The organism is Paenibacillus sp. Dod16, assembly GCF_049893405.1.
Lineage (GTDB): Bacteria > Bacillota > Bacilli > Paenibacillales > Paenibacillaceae > Paenibacillus_AQ.
Genome location: NZ_JBNDYG010000005.1, coordinates 112,290 through 130,129 on the forward strand (window position 1 = coordinate 112,290; position 17,840 = coordinate 130,129).

Annotated in this window: 16 protein-coding genes; all 16 read right to left on the minus strand. The window is 50.3% G+C overall.

The genetic code is table 11. The annotated features are described in order from the left end of the window. Positions 1–153: 153 nt before the first annotated feature. A complete protein-coding gene (locus tag ACPV3A_RS05230; protein WP_220685825.1) occupies positions 154–903 on the minus strand; it encodes a DnaD domain-containing protein in 750 nt (249 codons plus the stop codon). 18 nt (positions 904–921) lie between these two features. Next, entirely contained in the window at positions 922–2,217 is a 1,296-nt protein-coding gene (gene asnS, locus ACPV3A_RS05235) for an asparagine--tRNA ligase (protein ID WP_194541967.1), read from the minus strand. A 30-nt stretch (positions 2,218–2,247) separates the two neighbouring features. Beyond that, on the minus strand, positions 2,248–3,456 hold the full coding sequence (locus ACPV3A_RS05240; protein WP_194541966.1) for an acetate/propionate family kinase: 1,209 nt from the start codon (positions 3,454–3,456) through the stop codon (positions 2,248–2,250). After that, on the minus strand, positions 3,453–4,325 hold the full coding sequence (locus ACPV3A_RS05245; protein WP_071218369.1) for a 3-hydroxyacyl-CoA dehydrogenase family protein: 873 nt from the start codon (positions 4,323–4,325) through the stop codon (positions 3,453–3,455). The genes ACPV3A_RS05240 and ACPV3A_RS05245 overlap by 4 nt, the downstream gene beginning before the upstream one ends. A 134-nt stretch (positions 4,326–4,459) precedes the next feature. Continuing rightward, entirely contained in the window at positions 4,460–5,962 is a 1,503-nt protein-coding gene (locus tag ACPV3A_RS05250) for an AAA family ATPase (protein WP_426198400.1), read from the minus strand. After that, a complete protein-coding gene (locus ACPV3A_RS05255; RefSeq protein WP_071218371.1) occupies positions 5,955–6,488 on the minus strand; it encodes a hypothetical protein in 534 nt (177 codons plus the stop codon). Before ACPV3A_RS05255 ends, ACPV3A_RS05250 begins: the two co-directional genes overlap by 8 nt. Positions 6,489–6,752: 264 nt before the next feature. After that, positions 6,753–7,271, minus strand: a complete 519-nt coding sequence (locus tag ACPV3A_RS05260; protein WP_194541965.1) for a DUF5590 domain-containing protein — start codon at positions 7,269–7,271, stop codon at positions 6,753–6,755. A 31-nt stretch (positions 7,272–7,302) separates the two neighbouring features. After that, positions 7,303–8,604 (minus strand): amidohydrolase, encoded by a 1,302-nt coding sequence (locus ACPV3A_RS05265; protein WP_194541964.1) that lies wholly within the window; start codon positions 8,602–8,604, stop codon positions 7,303–7,305. Beyond that, positions 8,579–9,244 (minus strand): redox-sensing transcriptional repressor Rex, encoded by a 666-nt coding sequence (locus ACPV3A_RS05270; RefSeq protein ID WP_194541963.1) that lies wholly within the window; start codon positions 9,242–9,244, stop codon positions 8,579–8,581. Before ACPV3A_RS05270 ends, ACPV3A_RS05265 begins: the two co-directional genes overlap by 26 nt. Positions 9,245–9,306: 62 nt before the next feature. Further along, positions 9,307–12,183, minus strand: coding sequence for an ATP-dependent DNA helicase DinG (gene dinG, locus ACPV3A_RS05275; RefSeq protein ID WP_426198401.1), 2,877 nt, complete (start codon positions 12,181–12,183; stop codon positions 9,307–9,309). Positions 12,184–12,353: 170 nt separating this feature from the next. Then, positions 12,354–12,983, minus strand: coding sequence for a hypothetical protein (locus ACPV3A_RS05280; protein WP_426198402.1), 630 nt, complete (start codon positions 12,981–12,983; stop codon positions 12,354–12,356). A 120-nt stretch (positions 12,984–13,103) separates the two neighbouring features. Continuing rightward, positions 13,104–13,487, minus strand: coding sequence for an aspartate 1-decarboxylase (gene panD / locus ACPV3A_RS05285; RefSeq protein ID WP_071218377.1), 384 nt, complete (start codon positions 13,485–13,487; stop codon positions 13,104–13,106). Further along, on the minus strand, positions 13,480–14,370 hold the full coding sequence (panC, locus tag ACPV3A_RS05290; protein WP_426198403.1) for a pantoate--beta-alanine ligase: 891 nt from the start codon (positions 14,368–14,370) through the stop codon (positions 13,480–13,482). The genes panD and panC overlap by 8 nt, the downstream gene beginning before the upstream one ends. Next, positions 14,367–15,254: a 3-methyl-2-oxobutanoate hydroxymethyltransferase gene (gene panB / locus ACPV3A_RS05295; protein WP_426198404.1), complete on the minus strand. Its 888-nt coding sequence runs from the start codon at positions 15,252–15,254 to the stop codon at positions 14,367–14,369. The genes panC and panB overlap by 4 nt, the downstream gene beginning before the upstream one ends. Before the next feature lie 289 nt (positions 15,255–15,543). After that, positions 15,544–16,533 (minus strand): biotin--[acetyl-CoA-carboxylase] ligase, encoded by a 990-nt coding sequence (locus ACPV3A_RS05300; protein WP_426198405.1) that lies wholly within the window; start codon positions 16,531–16,533, stop codon positions 15,544–15,546. Continuing rightward, the gene (locus ACPV3A_RS05305; protein WP_426198406.1) at positions 16,520–17,818 is read right to left on the minus strand and encodes a CCA tRNA nucleotidyltransferase; all 1,299 of its coding nucleotides are present in this window, start codon (positions 17,816–17,818) and stop codon (positions 16,520–16,522) included. The genes ACPV3A_RS05300 and ACPV3A_RS05305 overlap by 14 nt, the downstream gene beginning before the upstream one ends. Positions 17,819–17,840: the final 22 nt, after the last annotated feature.

The following is a 17,840-nucleotide window of genomic DNA, read 5'->3' on the forward strand; positions in this document are numbered from 1 at the left end:
AGCGGAATAAAGGGACATCTTTTTTTAATACGGATTGTAGTTATTTTTGAATAACTGCTTCTAATGCACCTTCCATCATGAACCAGTTAGCTTGCAAAGGGAATACAGATCATGCACACAAAAAAGCACGCCCGTAGCGGACGTGCTTCTGATCTATCTTCCGATATTTCTAAATTTCTGCGTATAGGCTTTGGCATCCTGTGCGGTACGCACCCGGTTGCGGCTCCATTCAAGCAGGATCCGGTCAATGTAGCGGAAATGCAGTTTGCCCGCAAATACCGCTTCTTTCAGAGCCAATAGGATTAACTCGTCCGGATAGCGATCCGCATCAACCCAGCCGGAGATCGTTTCCAGCTCCATGGGCGACAGCGGGCGGCCAAACTCTTTTTCGAAAATGGTGAACAAATTCCGCTCTTCCTTCTCAGGAACAGAATTCCCCGAAACAGCTGATTTGCTGGTAGCAGGGCGGGCATTCAAAAGCGGAGACGCAAACTTGGTTCCTTCTGGGGTCTTTGCTTTGTGCTCTTCAGCCAGGCACGAAGCGAGCTTTTCATACAATCCGTGGAGATTGTAGCGCTCGTAATGAATCCCCTGGGTTTCGTCCACATACTCATCAATCCCGATCAGCCCTACCTTCATCAAGCGCTGCAAGCTGGTAGCGATGAATTCGGTGGGAGCCCCCGTCACTTCCGCAAGCTCCTCCAGCGAAGGAAACGCCTTGAACTCCACCTGCTGATAACCAATCAAATGAATGACCAGCATGGCTTCACGGTCGCTTAAACCAAGTGACCGGTAATGCTTGAGCAAGGCATAAGGAATGATCGCCATTCCTTGACTCATGCCGGCAGCGGCGCCGGCCGTCCACCCATTCACGCCTGTGTCCACGTTACCGTCGTGGTCCATAGACTCACCTCTCACGGCTTACGGGTACAACCGGTACAGAGTACGTGGGAACGGAATCGTTTCACGCACATGGTCCAAACCGCAAATCCAGGCAACGGTACGCTCAAGACCTAGACCGAAGCCGGAATGAGGAACGGTGCCGTATTTACGCAAATCCATATACCATTGATAGGTTTCCATCGACAGATCATGCTCCTTGAAGCGCTCTTCAAGCAGCTGCGGATCGTCGATCCGCTGCGATCCGCCAATAATCTCGCCATAACCTTCCGGAGCGATCATATCCGCACACAGAACGACTTCCGGACGATTCGGATCCGGCTTCATGTAGAAAGCCTTGATTCCCGCTGGGTAATGGGTAATAAAGACCGGCTTGTCATACTTCTCGGCAATGGCCGTTTCATGAGGCGCGCCAAAATCCTCACCCCAAGGAATATCAAAATCTTGCGTATGCAGGAATTCAATGGCCTCATCGTACGTGATCCGCGGGAATGGTGCCTGGATCGCCTCCAGCTTCGAAATATCGCGACCGATCGTTTCAAGCTCCTGGCGGCAGTTTTTAACCACGGACTGCACCACATGACTAATGAACTGCTCCTGTACCTGAAGGCTCTCCTCATGGTCCGTGAAGGCCATCTCAGGCTCAATCATCCAGAACTCGATCAGGTGACGGCGAGTTTTGGACTTCTCGGCACGGAACGTCGGACCGAAGGAGTATACCTTACCGAGCGCCATAGCGGCAGCTTCCATGTATAACTGCCCACTCTGGGTCAAATAAGCATCTTCATCAAAATACTTCGTGTGGAACAGATTCGTTGTACCCTCCGCGGAAGTTGGGGTCAAAATCGGCGGATCCACCAGCGTAAATCCGTTGGAATCAAAGTAATCTTGAACCGCGCGGATAATTTCAGCACGGATTACCATGATCGCACGTTGTTTCTGGGTACGAAGCCACAGATGACGATGGTCCATTAAGTAATCGACGCCATGCTCTTTAGGCGTAATCGGATAGTTTTCCGTAAGATGTATGATTTCAATGCCGGTAACCGTCATCTCGTAACCCGATTGGCTCCGCGGCTCTTCACGTATAACACCCGTCACATACAACGAGCTTTCCTGTGTCAGGCTTTTCGCGTCATCCCATACCTGTTCGGATACTTCGCTCTTCACAACAACACCCTGGATATATCCGGATCCATCGCGAAGCTGCAGGAATTGGATCTTGCCGCTGGAACGCTTGTTGTTAATCCAGGCGCCGATCGTGACGGTCTCACCGACATGCTGGTTGACGTTACGAATCACACTTTTGGTGGCCATGCTTAAATCTCTCCCTTATATCACTACTATTTAACGGTTGGAAGCTTGTACGATACGATGCGTATCCCGAGCAATAACCAGTTCTTCGTTGGTAGGGATCACTAGTACCTCGACCTTCGAATTCGCCGCAGAAATACGGCGCGGCTCGCCGGAACGAATGCTGTTCAGCTCCTCATCCAATTCTACTCCGAGATAGGTAAGCTGCTCAAGCACTCTTTGACGAAGAACGACCGAATTCTCGCCGACGCCCGCAGTAAATACAATGACATCCACGCCATTCATGACGGCAGCGTAAGATCCGATGTATTTACGAAGGCGATACTCATACATTTCAAAGGCCAATGTGGAGTTCGGATCGCCTTTTTCCATGCCTTCCGTAATCTCACGCATATCACTGCTGATTCCGGAAATCGCCAGCAAGCCGCTGTGCTTGTTCAGCATGGAGTTCACTTCATTGACGGTCAGCTCTTCCTTATTCATGACAAACGGTACGATTGCAGGGTCCAAATCACCGCTGCGCGTACCCATCATGAGCCCTTCCAGCGGGGTCATCCCCATGGAGGTATCGATGGATTTCCCGCCTTTTACTGCTGTCAGGGAAGCACCGTTACCGATATGGCAGGTTATGATCTTCAGATCCTCCAGCGGCCGGTTCAGAAATTCTGCCGCTGCCTGGCTGACATAGGCGTGGGACGTGCCGTGCGCACCGTAACGACGTACTTTATATTTATTATAAAGTACTCTCGGAATAGCGTACAGGTATGATTTCTCCGGCATCGTCTGATGGAACGCCGTATCAAATACAACGACCTGCGGGACGCCCGGCATATTGGTTTCTGCTGCCTTAATCCCCATCATCGATGCAGGATTGTGAAGCGGAGCCAAATCGAACAAGCGGCGGATTTCCGCTTTGGCGTCACTGTCAACGAGCGCGGATTCTTTAAAAGACTCCCCGCCGTGCACGACGCGGTGTCCAACGGCCTGAATGCTGTCGATGGAATCGATCACGCCGTGCTCCTCGTTCGTGAGCATGCCCAGCACTTTGCGGATGGCCGTGGTATGCTCCAGAATTTCGCTGACTTCGGTTACATCCTGTTTTCCCGTCGGCTTATGCGTCAGAATCGAGGAATCCATGCCGATCCGTTCGACCAAGCCCTTTGCCAGCACGGATTCATCCGTCATGTTGTACAGTTGATACTTCAGTGAAGAACTACCTGCATTAATTACGAGAATATTCATACCCGGTCACCATCCTTATCGTACTTGAAAAAGCCTTCTCCGGTTTTAACGCCCAGTTGCCCTGCGCGGACCAGTTTCTTCAAGACAATCGATGGACGGTATTTCAGTTCGCCGTACTCGCGGAACATGCGCTCCAGCGCAGCGAGAATGGAATCCAAACCGAAACGGTCGGCCATCTCAAGCGGTCCATGCTGGAAGTTATATCCGATTCTCATTGCGTCATCGATATCCTCCGCCGAAGCCACGCCCTCTTGCAGCAAGTGCATCGCTTCATTGATCATGAGGGTAATCATGCGGGTTGTAACGAAACCTGGAGACTCATATACCATGATGCCTTTTTTATCCGAAACTTCTTCAACAAAGCGCTTCGTTTCCGTAAACGTATGATCGGAAGTTTTCAGACCGCGGATGATTTCAACAAGGTCTACCTTGGAAACAGGATGAATGAAGTGCATGCCAATAACACGCTCAGGATATTTGGTGGAGCTGGCGAGCTCCGTCAAACTAAGCGTGGATGTATTACTTGCTAATATCACATGGCTCGGACATACTTGATCAAGCTGTGTAAAGACCTCTTTCTTCGCTTCCAAGTCCTCTATAATGGTCTCAATCACCATATCGCAGGTGCTAAGCTCGGCAAAATGAGTTACTTTTTGAATCCGGTTCAGTATCAATTTCTTCTCTGCCTGGGTAATTCCCCACTTCTCCAATTGTTTATCTAGACTGGTCTCGATCATTCGGTATGAATAGTCCAGTTTCTCTGGAGTTTTCTCTACGAGCAGTACGTCAAGACCTTTGGCTGCCAGCATCTCCGCAATGCCCTGCCCCATAGTCCCGCCGCCTACGACGCCGATTTTTTTGAAGTACATGGTTTCTACTCCACCCTTTCCTTATCTCTATACTTTATTGTACCCCATTTGTCGAAAAATACATTTTCAGAGCACAAAGTATAATAATATCTTAGCACGACAAAAAAGTAAAAAAAAATAACCAGCATAACAATTTATGCTGGTAAAAGCGCGTTTTCACGAAATTGACAACGAAATTGTTCCCCCGAGAGAATTTCTTCCTTCAACAGGATATCAAGTGAATTGTCGAATATTGGCCGTTTCTGTTCCAAGAGATTCTTGGTGCGGTTCATTAACTCTTCCAAAATCACATTATTCTCTCTCATTAACTCTTCAGTTGTTACCATGTTCATGTTAACAATGCCCAGCGACGTCAAACCTGACTTCATCATCGTCTCCACGATGTTCAGCGATTGCTCAAAGTCATTGCTTGAGCCTGTGCTTCGGCCTCCGTAAAAGATCTCTTCGGCGGCCGCACCGCCAAGCGCAATCATAATTTGCTCTTCCAGGAAGGTTTTCGTGTATAGATATTGTTCCTCCTGCGGATTATGACGAACATAACCTAGCGCTTTACCACGCGGGCTGAGTGCAACTTGCTTCACACTGCCGGGACGCACAAGCTCTGCCATAATAGCATGTCCCAATTCATGTATGGCAACGCGCTTCTTCTCTTCCAAATTCGATTCACGGTCGGAACGCTCACCCATCATTACCTTGTCAATCGCCATGGACAAATGACGCTGATGGATAAACTGTTCATTCTCGCGCATCGTGTAAATGGCCGCTTCATTCATGACGCTCTCGAGTTGTGCGCCCGAGAAGCCGTATGCTTCTTCGGCGATTTTCTCCAAGTCGACATCTTCATGCAGCGGCTTATTGCCCGCATGCAGATTCAAAATATGAGTGCGTCCCTTCTTATCCGGCAGATCGACCTGAATGTGACGGTCGAAACGCCCTGGACGCAGCAGTGCGCTATCCAGCATTTCTTTCCGGTTTGTCGCGGCAATTACCAGAATACGAGGAGTATCCTGCGAATAGATGCCATCCATCTCGGTTAGCAGCTGATTCAGCGTCTGGTCGTACTCGCGCTGCTGGCCGCCTTCGCGTTTACCGCCAATGACATCGATCTCATCGATGAAGATAATGGCGTTTTGCTTGTTTTCCTTTGCCGCACGGTTACGGGCATCCTTGAACAAATCCCGGATGCGCCCTGCACCAACACCGACATACATCTCAACAAATTCACTGCCGGATGCAGCGACAAAGATCGAATCGGTGTAATGGGCAGCGGCTTTAGCCATCAACGTCTTCCCTGTTCCCGGAGGCCCGGTGAGAAGAATGCCCTTCAATGGACGAATCCCGAATTTCTTAATGTCTTCATGACGAATCAGAAAATCCAGTGCTTCACGCAGCTCTTGCTTCGCATTATCCTGCCCGCCGATTTCTTCGAACGTCAGCTTGGCAGGTCCGCTCTTTTTCCGCTTCCGCTCATTCGCTGCGCCTACTGCGATGCCGCCCTTCATCTTCGCGATAAACAACAAGCCGCCTACAAGTGCTGCAGCGATGAGCAGGGGCACGATGTTCACGCCGACAAACACAAGGAATACCAGCAAAACCGGAATAAAGCCTAACATGATTTCTTTAGCTAATTTAGGCATGATTCCACACCTCCATGTTGCCAGACTGACGCGGCAAGATTATAAATTTACCAGACTTGCCGTCTGACAAGCTGACATAGACGTTGGTGTCATCAATCGTTGCTTTAGCTTTCAAATTCGGAGACTGGGCAGCAAGCTGCTCGAGCGATGATTGAATATCGGTATACTGCTTATTATCCATCGCTTCAGCGACTGACAGCATCGCCTTCTCCCACCATTGATCCAGTGCTTCCGAGGAATGATCCTCCACCTGGATTTTCAATTCCCGATTGCCAATCACAGACTTGCCTTCCTTCTTAATATGCTGGACCAAGCCTTGCAAATTTGTATCCGGAGCCAAATCAAGATTCAAAGTAACGGTATTCTGTTTAATATCTATATGTGAATCCTTAACGCCGTCATATTGTGACACAACATTGGCCAGCGGATTTTGCAAAGCCATCTGCCGATACAGAAACCATCCGCCAAAGAGAACCGATGCTGAGATCACGACAGTCAGCACGATAGGTACAATGCGTAGTTTCATGAAGTTCCTCCTTCATTTCTGTATGATATTTTGTCTATCATGTTGCAATACAATAATACATATAACAACGATATATAGGGATGCATGTAGTTTATATGCTCATTTTGTACAAGTATGAGTATATCACATCTTATATACTTTTTCATGCATGTCTGTGAAAATATTTAGAACAGTTTTTCCATATTATTTCTGAATACGCTTACAATTATAGAGAAAATAAGAGAGGAACCCGCGAATATTAAAGGGCCCCTCTCTACTTCTTATTTATTGATTTGGAAGAATAATGTCATTACCGATGGTGTTACCGTCTTGAAAACGATAAAACCGATAACCGCGCTGACCGTTGTGTTCATACTGCAGCTGCCAGGCATACTCGCCCTCATACATTCCAGGCAGCAGCCGCTTAATTTCTGCGCCAGGCAATTCGTTATAAATCTGCTCCCGCATCTGGTCTTCTGACAACCCCGTATTCAACAAAACGGATTGGACAGCGTCGGCACCTTCAACAGGTACGTTGTCATCCGTAAATTTCACCCATACCATACGATCTTGATTGTCCTGATCCTTCCCGCTTATCACCCAATAGTTATTGTCCTCGCCCCACACCGATTTATAGGTCTTCCCGGACGTAACCAATTGGCCATGCTGTTTGGCGGCAGCAATTGCCATTCTTTCTTCATTCCAAGCATCTTTCATCACATATGAATAATAGAGCTGTAAACCAAGCAGTAACAGCAGCACGCCGGATACACTCAGCAATATCCACTTCGTTTTTTTCTTCAAATCCGTCTTCCTCGCTCCCCTTGATTATTCCCTAGAGGGTTGTAAGACGCTCAAAGGCACGCTGCGCTTCCCGGCGGATACGTTCCTCATCGAGAGTGAGACTCGCGCCATTCTTCACTACCTGCTTGCCGTCAACCCATACATGCTCTACATCCTTCGCACTGGCGGAGTAGATAGCATGAGAAATGTAATCCGTCTTCGGAAGGAAGTGCGCCTGATCCGTGTTCAGTGCGATCATATCTGCCTTCATGCCTACCGCAAGCGTACCAATATCCGTAAGGAAGGCTGACTTGGCTCCATATTCTGTACCCATCCGAAGCGCTTCGGATGCTGGAATTGCGGTTGGATCCCCGCTTACTCCTTTATGGATCAGTGCGGCGAGCCGCATCTCTTCAAACATATCCAGATTATTATTGCTGGCAGGTCCATCGGTACCCAAAGACACGGTGACCCCGGCTTTCAGCAGTGCAGGCACGCGAGCGATGCCGCTGGCAAGCTTCAAATTGCTGCCTGGATTATGCGAAACCATAACTTGATGTTTGGCCAGAATTTCGATTTCTTCATCGGTCAGATGGACGGCATGCGCAAGCAGCGTTGGACGGGAGAACATGCCAAGCTTCTCTAGATGGGCAACAGGGCGAAGTCCGTAGTCATTTACGTTCTGAGCTACTTCCGTTTCCGTTTCGGACATATGCGTATGCAAAGGCAGATTCAAATCATGTGACGCTTGCACGAATTTTTCGATGAAATCCGGCGGGCACGTATAGGGTGCATGCGGTGAGATCATCGTCGTAATTCTACCGTCAGCCTGACCATGCCAGTCTTTCGCGAATGCAACCGCCTCTTCCAGCTTCTGCTGCTGCACCTCAGGCGGACATAATCCGATGACACCGCGCGTCAGAACGCCGCGCATGCCTGAGTCCTCCACTACCTTTGCAACCTGATCCATATGATCATACATATCCACAAATGTCGTGGTTCCGCCTTTAATCATCTCCAGCACGGAGAGCGAGGTTCCCCAGTATACATCGTCGGCCGTGAATTTGGCTTCCATCGGCCACATTTTTTCCTGAAGCCATACTTGCAGTGCCAGATCGTCGCCATACCCGCGAAGAAGCGACATGGCCGCATGTCCGTGCGTATTCACCAATCCAGGCAGGAAAAACAGATGGGTTCCGTCGATGATTTCTGTTCCCTCTTGGACAGTCGGCTCTTCTTCACCCAGGTAAGTGATCCGGTCGTTCTCCACGACCATATATCCGTGTAACACGGATCTGCCTTCCTCTAGTACCGCAAACGTTCCGTTTTTAACCATCCACTTCGTTGTCGTCATGTGCTGCATCCTCCTTGCCGTTATCCAAATAATAGGCCAAACTCTGCAAATCCGTAGTAAAATCTGCCGTATGGATACGGATATGGGGTGGAGCTTTCAGGATGGTCGGCGCAAAATTCAGGATAGCCTCGATGCCTGCCGCGATAAGTTGATTCGCTACATTCTGCGCCTCAAAATCCGGAACGGTGATAATCCCGATACGAATGCCGTACTCATGAACCGTCTTCTCCAGTTCCTCCATCGGCTGTACGACCAAATTGTTAATTTTCATACCAACTTTGGGAGAATACGAATCGAAAACCGCCACAATCTTCATATTGTCCTTCAGAAATGCATTGTAATTCGATAATGCATGTCCAAGATTACCGGCCCCAATCAATGCGACATTGATCTTCTGGTCCAGCTTTAGAATCTGGCGAATTTTCTCGATCAGATAAGATACGTCATATCCGATCCCTTTCCGTCCAAAATCACCGAAATACGCTAGGTCCTTACGAATTTGAGCAGGATTGAGGTCCAGTTTCTGCCCCAGTTCCTGGGAGGAAACCGTGGAGACCTCCCTTTTCTGAAGCTCATTCAAATAGCGCAAGTATACAGGTAATCTGCGGACCACGGCTTCCGAAATTTTTTCCGATTTCATGCATGCTCCCCCTAATAATAGGTTAATAACTACATTTGTTTGTGCTCGTTCATGGTTTCACTTTATTCAGCTTGGTTCCCTATGCCTGCCTCTTCCTGCAGCCATTTCGAAATTCGGGGAACGATCCCCTCTGTCGGCATGTGCTCCATCTTCGGTCCAGGCAAGGAATATAAGAAATACTTCCCGTAATAGGATTCAATGACCCGAGTATCGTAAACGATGACAATCCCCTTATCCTGCGCGGTCCGTACCAGTCGGCCAAATCCCTGTTTGAAGCGAATGACCGCTTGCGGAACCGAAAGCTTCATGAACGGGTTCTTCTTCTGCTGCTGCAGAAGCTCGCTCTTGGCTTCGACCAGAGGGTGATTCGGCGGCTGGAACGGCAGCCGGACGATGGCAAGGCAGGTGAGCGCCTCACCGGGTATATCTACTCCTTCCCAGAAGGAGCTGGTGCCAAGCAGAACCGAAGCGCTGCTATCCTGGAATCTCCGGATTAACTTGGTACGGCTGGTTCCGTCCATCCCTTGTCCCAGTACCGTAATATCGCTGGATCCCAGCGCCTCCTTCAAGGGCTCATGCACCTGACGCAGCATGCGGTACGAGGTGAACAGGACAAGCATGCGACCATGCGTTGCGATGGCCGTATCAGCCAATGATTGCACAAGTGTATTCACAAAGAGTGCATCCCCGACCGAGCCCTTCAAGCTCGGAAAATCGCGCGGCACAACAAGGAGAGCCTGCTCCCTGTAATTAAACGGGGACGGCAGCAGGACCGTGTTCAGGTTGCCGTTATCTGCCGCTTCCTGAAGACCCAAGTTCTCGATCATGAACTGAAACGATTTGTCCACCGACAAGGTCGCCGATGTCAGGATCACGCTTTGTTTTTTGTCAAAAAACAATTCCTTTAAGTGGGTGCTGACGTCGACAGGCACCGCATAAAGCTGCAGCGATTTGCCGCGGAAGTTGCCGTTCGCCTCCATCCAGTATACCGTGCCCTCATCGTTCAGGGACATGAAGGTCCTCAGGTCCTCGCGGTGTGCCGCCAGGTCCTTAAATAGACCCGATAGGTCTGTTAACAGACTGTCCGCGCTGTAATCATCCAGATCTTCCTTCATTTCGGCAATCAGCTTGTCACCCTTGCGAACGACATCGCCGAGCGCCAGATGAATTTGATGCTCCAGCTCGGCCAGCGAATTCCAATCCTTCGGCTTCTTCAGAGGCGATAAGCGAAGCGAGAATTGACCGGCATCCCCCGGAGTCGCGTCTCCGCGCTCCGGAAGCAGTCCGAACAATTGATCGCTGAGCCGGTCCCAATTCTCTTTGACGGTGATCAGATCCGGATAAATCCGGTCGATGATGGAAGACCACTCAACAGCCTTCTCATGGGACGACGCTTGCAGCAGCTGGCGAAGAGCCGGAAGCTGACCGCTTCGGCTGTCTTTGTACATACGGGTCAACGTATGGACAACCGAAAAATATTTCATCTGCAAGCCTAGGTGCTTGCCCGCGACGTCCTCCAGATGATGCGCTTCATCGATGACGAGACGCTCATAACTCGGAAGCAGCTGGTGATTCGCTTTCACGTCGGTGAACAGCTTCGAATGGTTCGTAATGACAACATCCGCGATGCCCGCTTCATGTTTGGCCCTGTGATAATAGCATTTGCGGAACCATGGGCAGGCACGGCCCAGGCAGGAATCCGAATCGCTGGAGATGGTCTCCCAGAAATCCCCTCCACGGCCGCCAAGGTTCAGCTCCTCATCATCCCCGTTCTCCGTCTGGGTCAACCAAACCAGCATTTGCGCTGCGGTGATCACATCTTCCTTCGGGGAATGAAAATCTCTTCTATTTATTTTATGTTCAAATTTTCTCAAACACAAATAATGGCCTCTTCCCTTGAAAATAGCCGCTTTAAAAGGAAAAGGAACAACCTGGGTGAGCAGGGGAATATCCCGGTCACGCAGCTGTTCTTGAAGGTTGATCGTATGCGTGCTCACCATAACCTTCTGTTCCTGCTTCACGCTTTGATAAATCGAGGGCAGCAAATACCCGAGGGATTTGCCTGTTCCCGTGCCGGCTTCAATCAATAGATGTTTATTATTATCGAGTGCCTGCATCACTTCCTGAAACATCATGTCCTGGGCATCCCTGCTCTCGTAATGAGGCAGCGTTTCCTTTAGACGTTCACGGACATCATTCATGTATTGCTCAAAGCTTACATCAGCCAAAGGATTAGGCTCCGTCTCATCCCTGGCAGGCGTTATATCGTTCCAATCGTCAACGGCCAGGGCGAATTGGCGATAGTACGTATGGGTGTCTCCGGCTTGTACGGCCTGGAGCTCCCTGTCGGCACGGATGCCGTCAAAGAACCAGGCCAAGTCGCTGTCCTCGTCGGCAAACAGGTCGCTTAACCGCTGCACGGTAAGCAGAGGAAGCTCATCGATCTCCTCCAGGCATTTCAGCAGCGCATAGGCTGTGGCAAGTGCATCGCTGTCCGCCTGATGCGGACGGTCATGCTCCAGGCCGAAATGAGAGGACACCATCCCAAGCTGATAAGAAGGCAGCGAGGGAAAACATATTTTTAAGAAGTGCATCGTATCTAGAATTCGGCCGCTGAACGGCAAATAGCCGCAGCGATCGAGTGCATTTTGCAAAAAGTTAAAATCAAAAGCGACATTATGCCCAACCAATACAACATCGTCGAGCATGGGCACGAGTTCCATCATCATTTCTTCCAATGACGGAGCATCCGCTACATCACTGTCGGAAATGCCGGTCAAACCGGTAATAAAAGGAGGGATCGGAATCCCGGGATTGACATAGGTGCCGTATACGCGGGAGATGCTTCGATCCTCTTCGATGATGGCCAGTCCAACCTGAATGATCTCATCTGCTGACTGGTTGCCCGTGGTTTCAAAATCCAATACGGCAAATTTCATTTCGATAAAATCCCTTTCCTCCAGACTAATTAACAGCATACCAGAAGTTGCGGGTTTTGAACATTCCGGGTAAAAAATCCCCGCTCTCCTCCATAAGCTCCATACGGCAAAAAGCGATACCAAAGTCTCAAGGATGAGCTCTGACATCGCTTCTTGTTTTGGCTTGATTTTTACAGCAAAGAGATCAATTGGCTGCCGTACTGGAGTTCCCCGCGATTCTGCTTGCAGACCTCCAAATTGATAATGGGGTCAGGAAGCGTCGGGTCGCTGTGTATCGCCAGTGCGAAATGCTCCTCGGCCTTCCCTTGCTGTCCATTCAACACCTCGATGCATCCAAGCGCATTGTAAATCATCGCCCGCATCTTCTTGTTGTCTGCCAGGGGCAGGATGGACACCAATACTTCGGATGCTGGTATGGTTTGCCCCAAATAAAGAAGGGACATCGCAATATACAGCTTGATCAGAAGGCTATCCGGAAATACGGTGGCGGCCGCCTCAAACTGCTGTATGGCCGGCTGGAACATCAACAACTTGTAATAACCTTGACCGCGAATAAATGCATCAAGCTGCAATTCAGGCGCTTCGGTCGGTGGAAAAACAGGAGGCGAGGCGGCACTCTCGCGGAAGATGGCCATCTTCTCTTCAAAATGGAGCCATTCCTCGATAATGCCCTCGCTCATGCTTTTGAGCATGTTCCAGTTTTGTACCAGCGCCTGTTTTTGGGGACCTTGAGCAGAAGGGTAATGCTTCACAATTTCATCTAACATGTTGTTCATTTCAGCGAATACATGTTGAAACATAGCTGCATCCCACCCTTAGCGGAAAAATGAGATCAGTGCGTCGACCTGCACTCATTTTCTGTAGAAGACGGTCTTTTCATCCCTTTAAGGTCCCGACACATTTTGGTTCTTAGGAGACCTTTAGAGAACCGCGGCGTGAACCTCACGGTATTCCGTGTTTACCGGCTTATTCAATTCGTCAACGATCACGACCGTCGGGGTGTGATTGTCGTATTCCTCTTTGGACATCATGGCGTAAGAAATGATGATGACGTTGTCGCCAGGCTGTACAAGCCTTGCAGCTGCCCCGTTCAGGCAAATCACGCCGCTGCCGCGTTCGCCTTTGATCACGTACGTTTCCAAACGGGCGCCATTGTTATTGTTCACGATTTGAACTTTTTCATTCTCCAGAAGGTCTGCAGCCTCCATTAGATCCTCATCAATGGTAATGCTGCCCACATAGTTCAGATTGGCTTCCGTCACCGTCGCGCGGTGGATTTTGGATTTCATCATTGTTCTAAACATGGGATCCCCCTACTTTTGGTTGAAGTAACGCATTGTCAATGAGGCGGGTACGGCCAAATCGTACGGCCAGCGCCATAATGACGGTTCTGCCTTCATCCGCAATGCGATATGAATCTTCCACAGGAACAAGTTCCGGGAAAGTGAGCAATTCTGCATAATCAATGTCTGCGAGCGGGGACCGGGATATATAATCCCGAAGAAACACACGGATCTCTCCTGCCGTCGTCGCTTGTCCCTGCCGGATTGCCTCCTGAGCCGTCCGTAATGAGCCCGACAGCACAAGTGCCTGTTCCCGCTCTTCCGGCTTCAAATACACGTTGCGCGAGCTTAGAGCAAGGCCGTCAGCTTCGCGAATGATCGGACAAGGCACGATGGTCACGTCCATGTTCAAGTCCTGTACCATTTGCTCAATCACGGCCACCTGCTGGGCATCCTTCATTCCGAAGAATGCATAGTCAGGTTTTACGATATTAAACAATTTATTAACAACCGTGGTAACACCGTCAAAATGCCCGGGACGGGAGGCCCCGCACAACAATGACGTAATTTCCGATACGGCAATCTTCGTTTTGGTCGGCTGGGGATACATTTCCTGAACCGTGGGAATAAAAACCACATTCACCCCTTCGGATTCGGCCAACGCCAGATCGCGTGCCTCATCCCGAGGGTAGGTCTCATAATCCTCGCCCGGTCCGAATTGAATCGGATTGACAAAGATACTGACGACCACCGTACCTGCCATTTCCCGCGCCTTGCGCATCAGGCTTGCGTGACCTTCATGCAAATAACCCATCGTAGGCACAAGTCCTACCGGACCACTGCCGGATTCTCGGCGGTCCTTAAGTTCTGATCTTAATTCCGCAATGGTGCGAATCACTTTCATGATGTCGTGCCCACCTTCTCCTTTTGACTCCCATATAATGTGGTTGTCGTTTCGGAACCTGCATCATTCTCGGCCTTAAAGACATGCTCCTCTGCCGGGAATGAGCGGTCCTTCACTTCCTTTACGTACTGCGTGATGCCTTCTCGAATGATGGAGCCGACATCGGCGTAGGTTTTCACGAAACGTTTGTCCCGATAAGGGGACGCGTACTTCAATATATCATGGAATACCAGCACCTGACCGTCACAGTAGCGGCCCGCTCCGATGCCAATCGTCGGTATGCTCAGCGCTTTGGAAATTTCCGCCGCTGCCTCTTCCGTAACCAGCTCCAATACAATGGCAAATGCTCCAGCCGCTTCAAGTGCCTTCGCATCATTCATGAGCCGCTGCGCGTCTTGGGCATCCTTGCCCTGTATGCGGTAGCCGCCAATCTGATTCACCGACTGAGGCGTCAGCCCGATATGGCCCAGCACCGGTACGCCGGACTGTACAATCCGTTTCACGGTGCCGGCGATTTCTTCTCCGCCCTCCATTTTCACGGCATGCGCATGGCCTTCCTGCATCAATCTCCGCACCCCGCGAAGACTTTCATCAATATCTCCGTGATAGGTCATAAACGGCATATCCGCTACGATGAACGTATCTTCCGCTCCACGAGCGACTGCACGGGTATGGTATACCATGTCGTCAAGCGTTACCGGAATGGTGGAGTTATAGCCAAGCACGACATTACCGAGGGAATCGCCTACCAATATCATATCAATATCCGCTTCCTCCGCCAGCTTGGCGGAAGGATAATCATACGCGGTCAGCATGGTGATCGGTACACCCTTCTTCTTCATGTTCTTCATCTTTACGATGTTCAGTGGTTGTTTGCCTGCCATTGTGACACAGCCTCCTTTGTGTAAATAAGTTAGACACAATAAAAAAACCTTTTAGCACATACTTGCTAAAAAGTCCGAAAGGCAAAAAAGAGTCACTCGCGATCGTCCCTTCTGTCTCGGTCCTTTCGGCTCAGAGCAGAATCCAACGTAACCGGCATAACAGTTATGAAGGTGTTCTAAAAAATAATACTGTTCATTGCTATTTGCTGAAGAGTGCAATTCGCTTATGACGATACCGCCTCTTGGTCATAGTATAACAAATTTGAGCCACGATTTCACCATGTTTCATTTACCTGGTATCAAAAAGAATTTCACCGGAATATACGGGGATTAGCTCATCATCATGATTGCGAACCAGCAGCGCGCCGTCTCGGTTGAGTCCTGTGGCAATCCCGCTAAAACGGTCACGGGCCGTCTGCACTTGAACTTCCCTGCCCACCGTGCCGGATAATGCTTCCCAGAGAGAGGCAATAGGCTCGAAGCCCTGCTCGTTGTACAATTCATATAAAACCTCCATCTCCGCCATAATGGACTGGATCAGCCCTGTCCGGTTGACGGTTGCTCCGCCAGCCATGCGAATCGAAGTCGCAACGCCGCGCAGTTCCTCCGGAAAATCCGATTCCTTCAGATTGGCACTGATTCCGATACCGGCTATGCAGTAGCGCACCCTTTCGTCTTCTGTTGCAGACTCCAGCAGAATGCCGCAAACCTTTTTTCCCTGAAACAGAATGTCGTTTGGCCATTTAATATCGGTCTGCACACCGGCGCATTTCGTAATCGCACGGCACACCGCTACGCCTGTCAATAAGGTCAGCTGCTGGGTTAAATGCAGCGGCTGCTTCGGTCTGAGCACCAAGCTCATCCATATGCCTTTACCTCTGGGAGAATGGAATTTCCTTCCCATCCTTCCGCGACCGCCTGTCTGCTCTTCCGAGATCACAAGCGTGCCTTCGGCTGCCCCTTCCTCCGCCAATTGCCGGGCATCTTCCTGAGTGGATGTCGTTTTGTCAAGCAGCTTCAGCGTTTTACCGAAGGTTTGACTGGTCATCCCCGCTGTCAATTGCTCCACGCTCAGTTTGTCCGGTTCATCGATCATGCGGTAGCCAAGCCGCGGAACGGCCTCAAAATCATATCCCCATTGACGGAGCTTATTGATCTGCTTCCATACGGCCGTCCGGCTGATGGACAATTTACGACTGATCTCTTCTCCGGACAAAAATTGCCCGGAATGCTCCTGGAACATTTTCAGAAGCGTATTGTCTTGATCATAATCCTTCATTATGAATTACCACCCGCTTTGCTTCTTCAATCAACGATTCCTTATCGTTGTTAATTAAACCGGCCGCCGCTTTCTCCAGCAATTGCCCGAGAAGTTCTCCTAGCCATGGGCCTCCACGCTTGTCCAGCGTTTCAAGCAGTTCGTTTCCGGTAATGGCCAAATCCTTCAAACTCCGAATTCGGAGTTCCCGAAGCCAACCGTCAAGCTGTCCAATTACGCTTAATGAAGCTGAGGCCGCTCCCGTTTGGTTCAACGCCTTCTGCAGCTGCAACCAGCCTTGAGCAGCCTCGGCTCCGTGGACGAGGACCAGCTTAATCCATCGGTGCCTGGCGCTCTCGGTAGCTTCCACTTCCTGCTTTTGCCGATAGGACTCATGAAGCGCGAGCAGCTTAACGATGGCTTCCCGCTGCTTATTGGAGAACGTCCACGATCGTAGCAGCTCCTCTGCTTCCTGGACTGAAATGCCGCAGGCAAGCAGCAGCAGCGCCCAGCGGATCGTAGCGTGCTCCGCCTTGATCCCATTCATGGCTTCGATCGCTTTCGTATCATGCCCGGTATATGGAAAGGGCGCTTTCATTCGGGCGTACAAGCCGCTGCGGACAAACAGCTCCAATCCGCGTAAGGGGGCCGGACTTGTTAAAATCTTTTCAAATTCACTGCGAATGCGTTCCATCGCAATCCAGCTTAAGGTGTCTCTCTCCGAGAGAATCCCTCTCCATGTATGCACAGCGATGGAGAACCCGAATACGGAAGCGAAACGGATGCAGCGAACCATGCGCAGGGCGTCTTCGCGGAAACGGAGGCGTGCATCGCCCACGCAGCGGATCACCTGCCTGTCAATATCCGCCCGTCCGCCAAACGGATCCACCCAGGAGCCATCAATCCCTCGGGCCATTGCGTTCATCGTAAAATCACGCCGTCGCAAATCCTCCGTTACTTCTTCGACGAAAGCAACCTCCGTTGGATGACGGTGGTCCTCATAACCGCTCTCCACACGATACGTCGTCACTTCAAAAGACTGGCCTTCCATCAGCACCGTCACGGTCCCATGCTTGATTCCTGTAGGAATAACCTTGGGAAAGATGGAACAGGTGACTTCGGGCAAGGCGGAGGTCGTTATATCCATATCATTAACCCTGCGTCCCATGTATTCATCACGGACACAGCCTCCGACCCAATACGCTTCATGTCCATGCCGAAGCAGAGTCCGGACCACGTCCGCACTCCGCTCAGCCATATCAGAATCCGCGTTGCGCCATCGTATTGAATTAAACATATCTGCCATAGTTTCCCGTTCCTTTATCCGA